This window comes from Mucilaginibacter sp., assembly GCF_028287845.1.
Classification (GTDB): Bacteria; Bacteroidota; Bacteroidia; order Sphingobacteriales; family Sphingobacteriaceae; genus Mucilaginibacter.
In genome coordinates, this window is record NZ_JAQBOW010000073.1 from 1 (window position 1) to 11591 (window position 11591).

The 11591-nt window shown below is 39.7% G+C and carries 10 protein-coding genes; 6 read left to right on the forward strand and 4 right to left on the reverse strand.

The window, feature by feature from the left end; genetic code table 11:
• On the forward strand, positions 1-1508 hold a 1508-nt coding region (locus JWP71_RS06820), incomplete at its 5' end, for a family 20 glycosylhydrolase (RefSeq protein WP_299498132.1).
• 11 nt (positions 1509-1519) lie between these two features.
• Complete coding sequence (locus JWP71_RS06825) at positions 1520-2278, forward strand: hypothetical protein (RefSeq protein ID WP_299498133.1); 759 nt, start codon at positions 1520-1522, stop codon at positions 2276-2278.
• 266 nt (positions 2279-2544) lie between these two features.
• Here the strand turns inward: JWP71_RS06825 and JWP71_RS06830 are convergent, their stop codons facing one another.
• A complete protein-coding gene (locus JWP71_RS06830) occupies positions 2545-3264 on the reverse strand; it encodes a DUF72 domain-containing protein (RefSeq protein WP_299498135.1) in 720 nt (239 codons plus the stop codon).
• 127 nt (positions 3265-3391) lie between these two features.
• Between JWP71_RS06830 and JWP71_RS06835 the strand changes: the two genes are divergently transcribed.
• From JWP71_RS06835 to JWP71_RS06850, 4 genes are read left to right on the forward strand one after another with little or no spacing between them, the layout of a single operon-like run.
• Positions 3392-5464 (forward strand): BatA domain-containing protein, encoded by a 2073-nt coding sequence (locus tag JWP71_RS06835; protein WP_299498136.1) that lies wholly within the window; start codon positions 3392-3394, stop codon positions 5462-5464.
• A 5-nt stretch (positions 5465-5469) separates the two neighbouring features.
• Positions 5470-6732, forward strand: a complete 1263-nt coding sequence (locus tag JWP71_RS06840; protein ID WP_299498137.1) for a dihydroorotase — start codon at positions 5470-5472, stop codon at positions 6730-6732.
• The gene (locus JWP71_RS06845) at positions 6729-7397 is read left to right on the forward strand and encodes a hypothetical protein (protein WP_299498138.1); all 669 of its coding nucleotides are present in this window, start codon (positions 6729-6731) and stop codon (positions 7395-7397) included. The genes JWP71_RS06840 and JWP71_RS06845 overlap by 4 nt, the downstream gene beginning before the upstream one ends.
• Before the next feature lie 18 nt (positions 7398-7415).
• Complete coding sequence (locus tag JWP71_RS06850; protein WP_299498139.1) at positions 7416-8006, forward strand: DUF4199 domain-containing protein; 591 nt, start codon at positions 7416-7418, stop codon at positions 8004-8006.
• A gap of 307 nt (positions 8007-8313) precedes the next feature.
• Here JWP71_RS06850 and rseP read toward each other — a convergent pair whose 3' ends face one another.
• From rseP to JWP71_RS06865, 3 genes are all read right to left on the reverse strand, one after another.
• On the reverse strand, positions 8314-9651 hold the full coding sequence (rseP, locus tag JWP71_RS06855; RefSeq protein ID WP_299498140.1) for an RIP metalloprotease RseP: 1338 nt from the start codon (positions 9649-9651) through the stop codon (positions 8314-8316).
• Between the two features lies 1 nt (position 9652).
• Positions 9653-10831 (reverse strand): 1-deoxy-D-xylulose-5-phosphate reductoisomerase, encoded by a 1179-nt coding sequence (locus JWP71_RS06860; RefSeq protein ID WP_299498144.1) that lies wholly within the window; start codon positions 10829-10831, stop codon positions 9653-9655.
• 82 nt (positions 10832-10913) lie between these two features.
• The coding region (locus JWP71_RS06865) for a GH3 auxin-responsive promoter family protein (protein WP_299498142.1) at positions 10914-11591 on the reverse strand (678 nt) is incomplete at its 5' end.

Consider the following 11591-nt stretch of genomic DNA (forward strand, 5'->3'; position numbering starts at 1 on the left):
AAATGCCCGGTCATTCGGATGACGCGTTGACTGCTTATCCCGAGTATGGCTGTAACCCGCCGGACACCTATAAAGTATCCGGAACCTGGAGTGAACGGCACGATGTGTTTTGTCCAACGGAGAAAACATTTACCTTTCTGCAAGATATTTTAACAGAAGTGATGGAGCTCTTCCCCGGAAAATATATTCATATAGGCGGCGATGAAGTAGCAAAAGATGATTGGATAAACAATGATTTCTGCCAAAAGCTTATTAAGAAATTAAAGTTAAAGGACGAGAAAGGCTTGCAAAGCTATTTTATCTCGCGCATGGAACAGTTTGTTAACTCAAAAGGGCGTAGCGTGATTGGCTGGGATGAGATATTAGAAGGGGGGTTAGCGCCAAACGCTACGGTTATGAGTTGGCAGGGCGAATCGGGCGGTATACAGGCCGCAGGGTTGAGCCATGATGTAATAATGGCGCCAAGCAGCCAGGGCCTTTACTTAGACCATGCACAAGGCAAACTAGGTACTGAGCCTTTGGGAATAGGTGGTTATGCGCCTATACAAAAAAGCTATGCTTATAATCCTGTTCCGGCTGTTTTAACGCCCGAGCAGCAAAAGTTTGTAATTGGTGTGCAAGCCAACTTATGGACAGAATATATACCTACAGGTAATAAGGTGGAGTATATGTTATTGCCAAGAATGCTATCGTTGGCAGAAATAGCGTGGACACAGTTAGCCAATAAAAATTTTACAGATTTTTCTGAGACACGGCTGCCTGCACATTTAGCCTGGTTTGATAAAAATAATTTTAATTACCGGGTGCCATCTACCATTGGCGCAAAAGATACTATCATATTTGGTAACCAGTTAAAGGTCGATTTGAAATCGTCTGTAAAAGGTGCAAAGGTTTATTATACAATTGATGGTTATACACCCAGAGAAACTGATTTTGAATACAGCACACCGGTAATTTATAATGTACCGCCTGATCAATACCGCGAATTACAAACCATTGTACTAACACCTGCCGGCAAGCGAAGCACAGTTACCAAAACCGTGGTTTATAATAAAACACTATTACCTGCGGTCAAGTATACAGGTACCGCCACAGGGTTACGTTACCAGGTTTTTCCGGGCGAATTTAATACTACCGCCGATTTTAAAATATCAGATAATACAGATACATTGGTAGCAAAAAGCTTTAATACACTTACCTTTAGGAAAAACATGCCGGCGTTCGGGGTAATATATAATGGTTTTATACGTATTGATACTGATGGAGTTTATGGATTTTCAACCCTGTCTGATGATGGGTCGTTGTTATTGATAGATGATATACCGGTTGTTGATAATGACGGCAAGCATCCTGTATATGAAAAGGGTGGTTCTGTTCCTTTGCAAAAAGGGTATCACCGTTTTACCTTAAAATATTTTAATATAGGAATAACGGGTAGTTTGCGGGTTTTCATGACCATACCGGGTAAACCAAGTGGCGAGTTATCAGCAGATTCTCTGTTTAATTAAACTAACCTGCAATGAGAGTAAGATTTTGTTTTTTTATTTTAATTTGCTGCGTTATCCTGGCGGGTTGTACCAGGGAGCAGAAAAAAGCAACTGATTTAACCAATGTAGTTAAACCTCAGGCTGTAATGGATCCTTTTACATATCATAAGCTGATAGAGGTTGCACCCGGCCAATATTATGATGTTTTAAGCTGGGGCAGAGGCGCGGTTGATACCGGCTCATTTTTGATATTACACTCCGATTCATCAGGAAAAAAATATACTACTACAACCGGCGATCTTAACGGTAAAATAGTAGATGTTTATAATGCCGATATGGATGTAGACGGCCATCCCGAAATATTGATACAGGCAAAGGGAAAAGATACCATTAATTACACCACTATTTATGCTTTTGAATTTTACGATAATAAAGTGCAAAAACTTGATTTTCCTAAACTAAGCAGCTCGCAAAAAAAGGGATACCGTGGTAATGACAATTTTTATATAGCAGAAGGAAAATTTATAAGGGAGTTCCCGATTTATTCCGGAAGCGGAAAAGATGCTAAAACAACCGGGCAAAAACGAAAATTGGAATATAGTTTAAACAGCAATAGTTTTACTGTAAAGCAATTAAGTAAAGATTCAACATCGGTTGCTGATAAGGCCAGCGTACAGCAGCCGGTTAAACAATCATCCGCAGAAACAACAGCTAAAAAAGCCGATAAAAAGCGCCATAAAACCGAAGTACATAAAAAGAAACGCAGAAGACATCATAATAATGAGGGATAAGAGATTGCATACTCCTGCATCCCGGTAGGCCGAAGCATTAAAAAAAATCAACCTCACAATCCTCTTTACCGCTTGCGGAAGAGAGGGAGATCGAGCGACTTAGCGATGATCGGGTGAGTACTAATAAAGCGACATTACCGCCAATGTACGGTGGCGATTACTCACCCCGACTACGCTACGCTGGTCGGCCCTCTTCGCTGCGCGGAAGAGGGCAAAGAAATTTTAATGTGTCTGCCTACTGCACCCTTAGCGATGACGCTTTTATATTATTTTACCAGGCTTATCATATCCTTCGCGTTTTTCACGCCCACAGCGTCATAGTCGTTATTAAAGTAGAACCAGCCTTGCTTTGCTTTGTTATTTTGTTTAACGGCAGTAATTACTTGCTGTAAAAACTCAATAGCGTAAGGTGAACGGTATAAATTAGGAACCCCATGAAAACGATAATATACCGATGGTGTATTTTGGATAACATCATCAGGTAAAGTTGGGTGGCTCATGCCGCAAAATGTGATTTTGTGTTCGGCTAACTTTTTATATACATCATCCCGCCACCAGCTAACATGCCGAAACTCTAATACATTATTAAATAACGGGTCAATGCTGTTGATAATACGTTCCAGCTTTTCTTCGTCATAATGAAAGCTTGGGGGCATCTGGAATAGTACCGGGCCTAATTTTTCCTGTAAGCCATTATTAATAGTATCATAAAAACTCAAAACAAGATCGGCTGTATCATTAAACTTTTTATAATGGGTAATAGCTCTTGGCGCTTTTACCGAGAAACGAAACTCTGCCGGGCTTTTCTGGTACCAGTTCTGCAAAAACGATAATTGCGGAAAACGATAAAAGGTGACGTTGAGTTCCAGCGTATCAAAATGCTCGCAGTAATAATCAAACCACTTTCGTTGTGGTAAGCCTTCGGGATAAAATTTACCCTTCCAGTCGTTATAATGAAAACCTGAGCAACCAATATGCCATTCCATAAAAAGGTAACTATACCGGTATAGTTTTGTTTTGCAGAATGTAGCGGTGCAAAATATTGCGTCTCTACGCTCCGTTTATATTAAAAATTCGCACATTTGTATATCTGCACATTTGCACATTCAAGAAATGCATTTTCTATATCCTGCCTTTTTATTTGCATTGATATCTCTGGCCATACCTGTCTTGGTTCACCTGTTTAATTTTAGGCGGTATCAAAAGGTGTATTTTAGTAATGTCCAGTTTCTTAAAGAGATACAGGAGCAGCAATCATCCCGCAGAAATTTAAAAGAACGATTAATATTAGCGGCTCGTTTATTGGCCCTTTTCTTTTTGGTATTAGCATTTGCCAGGCCATATATTGCCGGTCAACACAACACAAATGCCGGGTCGCAACGTATTATCAGCGTTTTTTTAGATAATTCTTACTCTATGCAAACCCTTAACCGGGAAGGTTCATTACTTGACGAAGCCAAGCGCCGGGCCAAAGAAATTGTATCGGTTTATTCAATGAATGATCGGTTCCAACTGCTTACGCAGGATTTTGAAGGTAAACACCAGCGATTATTAAGCCGCGACGAATTTAATGACGCGGTTGATGCAGTAAAAATAAGTCCGCAAAGCCGCAATTTGCAGCAAATAATTAACAGGCAGCAAAACTTGTTGAATATGCAACCCGGTACTGGCCGGTCAATTTATATCGTATCAGATTTCCAAAAAAATATTGCAAATAGCCAGCCATTAAAAATTGATACCGGGGTGCGTATCAACCTGGTACAATTGGCCGCAAATACACCTGCAAATGTTGCGGTTGATTCTGTTTGGTTGCTAAGCGCTATACATCGCCCCGGCGAAACCGAAAAACTGGTAGTGAAGCTGCATAATTATGCCGGCGAGAACTCTACCAAGATCCCCCTTAAATTATTAATTAACGGCGAACAGAAGGCTTTGGGTGGTTTTACCATCAACGCACGTTCTGTGCAAAATGATACGCTTACATTTTCGGGATTGAAAGCAGGATGGCAACGCGGCGAAATAACTTTGCAGGACAACCCGGTTACGTTTGATAACCAATTCTATTTCAGTTTTAATGTGAAGCGGCAAATGCCGGTGTTACTGATTGACGGCGGCACGCCTAATCCATACCTTAAAGCGGTTTTTGGGGCCGACTTATTCTTTGCAGCCAACCGCGTACCCGAAGGCAATGTTGATTACGCGGCCTTAAATACTTATCCGTTAATTGTTATAAGTGATGTTAAAGCTGTTTCGGTAGGATTATCACAACAATTAAAAACCTATGTGAGCAAAGGCGGTACATTAGCGGTGTTCCCGGCTGCAGATGCGGATATGGGTAGCTATAAAATATTCTTACAGCAAATGGGCGCGGCTTATCCCGAAAAACTGTCAACAGAAAATATTAAAGTATCGGCTCTTAACATGCAGAACCCGGTATTTAAAAACATTTTCGAAGACTTTCCTAAAAACCCCGATCTGCCGGTGGTTAAAAAGTATTACCAGTTAGGCTCATCATCTGCCAGTAATGAAAATTTAATGCAGCTGCAAAGTAATCAGCCTTTTTGGGCCGAATACAATAGTGGCAAAGGCAAGGTGTATCTATCCGCAGTGCCATTAAACGAAGAGTTTAGCAATTTGCCGCGCCATGCGCTTTTTGTGCCCATTATGTTTAGGATAGCGTTATTAAGCGGGCATGATCAACCTTTGTTTTATACACTTGGTAATGACAAAACCGTAGAGACGGCGCCTATACAAACATCTGAAAAGCAATTATTGAAATTAATTAAAGGCAAGCAAAGCATCATCCCTGATATAAGGCAACAGGAGGGAAGTACGCTTTTATATCTATCAGACCAATTACAGGAAATGGGTTTATATGATCTTAAAAAACAGGATAGTATTGTTTCTGTAATGGCTTTTAATGATAACAGGAGCGAATCGGATATGAGCTATTATACACAGGCGCAATTAGATAAAATAGTACCTAATAAAAGTAATGTAATACAGGCCGGCAAAGGCTCATTAAAAGATATTGTAAGCCAAACAAATTTCGGTGTGCAATTATGGAAACTTTGTATAATTTTGGCATTGATATTTCTGGCTGCCGAAATACTGCTGGTTAAGTATTATAAAAACGGTAAACAGGTACTTTTGCAAACAGAAGAATCAACCTCAATCAACACATAAGGCTAATGAATTTGCTTATCAAATCTGCTACAATTGTTGACCCCAACTCATCATTCAATAATAAAGTTGCTGATATTTTAATAAAAAACGGGACCATTACCGAAATAGCCGAAGACGTACAGGCCGACACGGAAGTTTTTGATGCCAAAGGCAAACAGGTTTCGCCCGGTTTTTTTGATCTGAACTGTAATATTGGCGAGTTAGGGCTTGAAACAAAAGAAAATTTACAAACCGGAACAGCCGCGGCAGCGGCTGGTGGCTTTACAGGTATAGCTTTAATGCCAAATACCCAGCCGCCGGTACATTCAAAAGCCGAAGTAGAATATTTACTTAACCGCGCCAAGGGCAATTTGGTAGATGTATATCCTTTAGGTTCTTTGTCGCATAAACGTGAGGGCAAGGATCTGGCCGAAATGTATGATATGTACCTGAGCGGAGCCAAAGCTTTTACAGACGGCAATCGCCCGGTACAAGATGCAGGGTTAATGGAACGCGCCCTGCTTTACACAAAAGGCTTTGAGGCCACCATATTTTCTTATCCTGAAGATACAGCCATAGCCGGTAAGGCAAAAGTAAATGAGGGCAAAATGAGTACCTTGCTGGGTATGAAAGGTATACCTTCATTAGCAGAAGAGCTGATGATTGCACGCGATCTTTATTTAGCTGAATATACCGAGTCTAATATTCACTTCAGCACGATATCCACTGCCCGGTCTGTTGAACTGATAAGGGAAGCCCGTAAAAAAGGATTAAAAGTAACTTGCGATGTGGCTGCGCATCACCTGGTACTTACGGACGAGGCATTGGCAGGCTTTGACAGCCTTTATAAAGTAAAGCCACCCCTACGCACACAAAATGATGTTGACGCGCTTATAGCGGGTTTAAAGGATAATACCATTGACGCTATAGTTTCGCAACATACCCCGCATGAGATAGAATTTAAAGATGTTGAGTTTGAAGTTGCCGAATTTGGGATGATAGGCTTTCAAACCGTTTTTTCACTGGCAATAAAGGCCGGATTGACGATAGACCTGATTATTCAGAAATTAGCTATTAATCCACGTAATATATTGAAGTTGGAAGTTCCGGCTATTGTTGCAGGCCAAAAAGCTAATCTTGTTGTTTTTGATGCGACTGCAGAATGGCCATATAGTAAAGAGAATAACAGATCAAAATCCTATAATTCTCCTTACATAGGGCAGAACTTAAAAGGACAAGTGTTGTTAACCTGTAACAATAATCATATATTTAAATCGAACAAAAAATGATCGACCCTAAAATAGAAATAGCACTTGGCGCTGCATTGCAGGCATTTTCGCAACAGAGCGGTTTAGATGTTAGCCATATACACCAGGAATTTCAAACCGTATATGAACTGGAAGATGATTTTTTAACCAAGGTTGACGCATTAGATGAGGTTTTTGATAATCATCCGCAGCTGGAAGTTTTACGAGAGGTGTTTTTTGATTTGCTGATGATTAACTTTTTTAGCGCTGACGTAAAGAAGCTGGAAGAAGATTATCTTGATACGCCAGAATGGGAAGACATTGAAGAGCAAACGTTAGACAGAGGCACAGAACTATTAAACTTACTGCTTTATTTGAATGAATGCGAGGACGAAGATATTGAGCCCGAACTGGAAGATTACCTGAAAGAGTTCTTACTGGTTGATGAAGATGAGTTTCAGGACGAATACCGTATTTATGAACCAGTTATAGCACACCAGGTATTAATGGAAAGCCCGGTTGAAGAAATAGCTAAGGTAGCTGTTAAATTGCCGGAAGATTCAGAGTTAAAAGAGCTGTTTTATCCCATGATGTGCTTTTTCCAAAATACAAATCCAACTGCCGACGAAAAGAACAATATTGCTGCCAACGCGGTAAGCAAAGACTTTGACATGGCTGTGTTTTCTATATTAGAATCATTTATTTAAACCTAAATCAATTATAATATGGAAGATCAAACTAAAAAAGCAGAAATTGGCAAATTAGCTCTGCGTTATGGTTTATTAGTTGGCGCGATTTCAATTGTATTATCTATTGTTTTCCGAATAGTAGACCCCTTGATGCAATTTACAAACATATGGATACAATTACTTAGCGGGGTGATAGGAATTGCCTTAATTGTAATTTTTGGAATTGAAATAAGAAAAAAAATTGGCGGTTACTGGACCTTTGGTGAAGCTTTTAAGGGCCTGATGACCATGTCTTTTTTTATATTGTTACTTACTATTTTGTATAGTTTTATCCTTTTTAAATTTATAGACCCTAATATGCCAACTAAGATCAATGATGCATCTGAAACAGTGATGTCTAATCGTTTGGCAAAAATGGGAATGGATCAGGATAAGATTGATGAGGTGGCAAAAACTTTCGAAAATGGTGAATTCAAGGCTAAGATGGAACCTACCTTGAAAAATGAAGCGTTAGCTTTTGGCTTCGGGTTAGTTTTTTATGCGGTTATAAATTTGATTGTGGCGGCTTTTATAAAAAAGTACAAAGCTTTGAATGTGCTTGAGGATGCGGTGGACCCTACTGTGTAAACTACAAAGTCTTTAAATACCAAAAGAGGCCGTTTCAAATTGAAGCGGCCTCTTTTGGTATAATTTCAACATTATATCTTGTTTCAAAAACTTGTTACATCACTTTTAAAATCAGCAATTTGCAATTGTTTGATTATCAATGAGAAAACATAAAATCATACTTAAAAATACTGACGAATAAGTTGTTACATTTTGTTACATCACTTTTTCACAATTATCTCATAGACAATAATTTAAGTCGAAATCTTGTTTCACTTGTTACATTTTGTTTCACCATTTCGTGAAACAAACAACGCTTGTCATGAACTTACGGTTTACTCTTCATCACCTGTTTAACAATATCATTGCCAAACACAAATACCATTAATGATATTAACAAAACAAAGCCAACTATCTGGGCGCGCTCCAGGAACTTATCGCTTAACGGCTTACCTTTTATCATTTCTATAATTAAAAATACGGCATGGCCTCCATCAAGCGCAGGGATAGGCAGTAAGTTAGTAAAGGCAAGCACCATAGATAAGAAGCCAACCAGGCTCCAGAAATGGATCCAGTCTATATGGCTGCCAAACATGGTAGCAATAGCTACCGGGCCGCCTACAACCTTGTTAAATTTTGCTTCGCCTTTAAATACTTTTCCAATGGCCCTGGCATTAACAGAGAATGTGCCCCAGGCTTTATTGGCACCAATAGGTAATGAACCAAAGAAACCATATTTAATTGTCTTTTCCTCGGGCATATTGGGTGTTATTGATATCCCTATTGTGCCCTCGCTGGTAACATGCGATTTTAACTGTAATGTATCGCCGTTGCGCTTAACAGTCAAATCAACCAGTTTATTGTCATTTGCCTTTATTTGCGCCTGGAATTGGTCATAAAATTGAATTTTAGTTCCATTTACTGCGGTTACACTGTCGCCTTTTATTAGCCCGGCTATTTGCGCGTTACTTTTGGGTATTACAGAATCAACAGCAAAAGTGGTACGCGGGAAACTGCTTATAAATTGTTCTATACCATAATCAGACAAATCATTTATAATATTTGCCGGTACGGTTAGGTTTAATGTTTTATCTCCTCTTTGCACGGTTAATACTGTATGATCCAGTAATACTTTTGAGCTCATCAGGTCCTCGAAGCGGGCAACAGGTTTGCCGTTCACCGCAATAATTTTGTCACCTGCTTCAAGGCCCATTTTTTTACCGATGGTGCCCGGTACAATACCATACTTTATGCTGGAGTTTGGTATGTAGCTTTCGCCTAAACGGGCGGTAAGCATCCAGAAAATAAATATACCCAGTACAACATTTACAAAAATACCACCCAACATTACTATTAAGCGTTGCCAGGCCGGTTTTGAGCGGAACTCCCAAGGCTGTGGTGGGCCAGCCAATTGCTCGGTATCCATAGACTCATCTATCATGCCGGCAATTTTTACGTAACCACCAAGCGGCAGCCATCCTATACCATATTCAACACCTTTATAGTTAAACTTGAACAGGCTAAAGCCCCAAGCGTCAAAAAACAGGTAAAATTTATCTACCTTAATACCAAACGCTCTTGCAGCTACAAAATGGCCCAGCTCATGCAAAATCACTAAAATCGAAAGTCCCAGAACCAACTGGCCAACCATAATTACTATACTCATTCTATATCAAGTTGTATGCCTTTGCAGGCATTTGTTTTATTAAATTTTGCGCAAATATGCGTGTTTCTTTGTCAGTATTCAAATAATCGTCAAGGGTAGGATGTGTTTTAAAGCTGATGTGTTTCATGCAGCTTTCAATAACATCGCTTATTGCTAAAAAACCAATCGTATTATCTAAAAACCCAGCTACAGCAATTTCGTTTGCCGCATTTATTATACAGGGCATATTGCCACCCGTATTTAATGCCTCGAAAGCTAAACCCAAATTACGGAAAGTTTCCAGGTCTGGTTTTTCAAAGGTAAGGTTAGGGTAATCTGTAAAGTTAAACCGCTTAAAGTTGTTTTTTAAACGATTAGGATGTGCCAACGCGTATTGTATAGGCAGTTTCATATCGGGCAGGCCCATTTGCGCTTTTATAGAACCATCTTCAAACTGAACCATAGAGTGTATGATAGACTGCGGATGTACAATTACCTCTATCTGTTTAGCTTCCAGGTCAAACAACCATCTTGCCTCAATTACCTCCAGGCCCTTATTCATTAACGTAGCCGAATCAATAGTTATTTTGGCGCCCATTATCCAGTTAGGATGTTTTAGCGCATGCTCACGGGTTACGTCAGCTAAAAAAGATAAGGTTTTTCCCCTGAAAGGTCCGCCTGAAGCGGTTAATATGATCTTTTCTATTGGGTTGTGCTCTTCGCCCGCAAGGCATTGATAAATGGCAGAATGCTCAGAGTCTACCGGTAAAATTTTAACGTTATGTTGTTTGGCTAAACCTGTTATCAATTCGCCGGCAACAACCAGGGTTTCCTTATTTGCTAACGCGATGTCTTTACCCGCTTTTATAGCGGCTATGGTAGGTTCTAAACCGGCAAAGCCAACCATAGCGGTTATTACGGTATCTATTTCCTGTTGGGTAACGATATCATTTATAGCGTGAATACCAGCCAGAACTTTTACAGTTGTATTAGCCAATGCTTCTTTTACCTCCTGGTATTTACTTTCATCGCAAATAACTACATAGGCAGGATTAAATTGCAGGGCCTGTTTTACTAATAGTGCGGCATTGCTTTTGGCCGTTAAAACATAAGCTTTAAATAATGATGGATTTTCACCTATCACCGCTAAGGCTTGCGTTCCAATACTGCCGGTTGAGCCAAGAATGGCTATGTTTTTTATGGTACTCAATTCTTTTATATAAGTCCCGTTATTGATTTGCAAGTGTAGAGATTGCTTCGTTCCTCGCAATGACGGGAGGTAATTAATTTGTAATATACAAAGATAACTCTTCTGCTATCTTCCTGTCGTTAGCCAGCCGTGGCACTTTATTTTGTCCGCCAAGTTTCCCTTGCGAACGCATATAACTAATAAATGCATCTTTTTTCAAGCTTTGGATAATCAAAGGTTGCAAAATGTTACCGTCGATAAGGTCAAAATAGTAAATATTTTTTGCTTGCAGTGCTTTATCAACCTTTAAAGCGAAAGCTTTTACATCCTTTGGAGCTGCGCCAAACTCTATAAACCACTCGTGGTAAGGCAATTCGCCGGGTAATGGATTTACCTGCGGGGCCACTGTAAACTCAATAATATCTATACCTTCGTCATTTGCCACACTCATTAGGGCCTGCTCCACTTCCTCACCAATAACATGTTCTCCAAACGCAGAAATGTAATGTTTAATACGCCCGGTCACTAATATTTTATAAGGATCTTTAGATATAAACTTTACCGTATCGCCTAAACTATAGCCCCACAAGCCGGCATTCGTATTTAATATTAATGCATAATTTTTATCCAGCTCAACATCCTGTAAGCAAATACGCGTTGGATTTTCATTAAAATACTCATCGGTTGGAATAAACTCATAATATATACCCGAATCAACCAATAATAATAACCCTTTACTTTTTTGCGAATCCTGGAAAGCTATAAAGCCTTC

What these genes read in the sequence shown, in the direction of transcription:
- JWP71_RS06845 (WP_299498138.1), top strand. Translation starts at nt 6,729, where the DNA reads ATGATCGACCCTAAAATAGAAATAGCACTTGGCGCTGCATTGCAGGCA.
- JWP71_RS06825 (WP_299498133.1), top strand. Translation starts at nt 1,520, where the DNA reads ATGAGAGTAAGATTTTGTTTTTTTATTTTAATTTGCTGCGTTATCCTG.
- JWP71_RS06835 (WP_299498136.1), top strand. Translation starts at nt 3,392, where the DNA reads ATGCATTTTCTATATCCTGCCTTTTTATTTGCATTGATATCTCTGGCC.
- JWP71_RS06830 (WP_299498135.1), bottom strand. Translation starts at nt 3,264, where the DNA reads ATGGAATGGCATATTGGTTGCTCAGGTTTTCATTATAACGACTGGAAG.
- JWP71_RS06850 (WP_299498139.1), top strand. Translation starts at nt 7,416, where the DNA reads ATGGAAGATCAAACTAAAAAAGCAGAAATTGGCAAATTAGCTCTGCGT.
- JWP71_RS06840 (WP_299498137.1), top strand. Translation starts at nt 5,470, where the DNA reads ATGAATTTGCTTATCAAATCTGCTACAATTGTTGACCCCAACTCATCA.
- rseP (WP_299498140.1), bottom strand. Translation starts at nt 9,651, where the DNA reads ATGAGTATAGTAATTATGGTTGGCCAGTTGGTTCTGGGACTTTCGATT.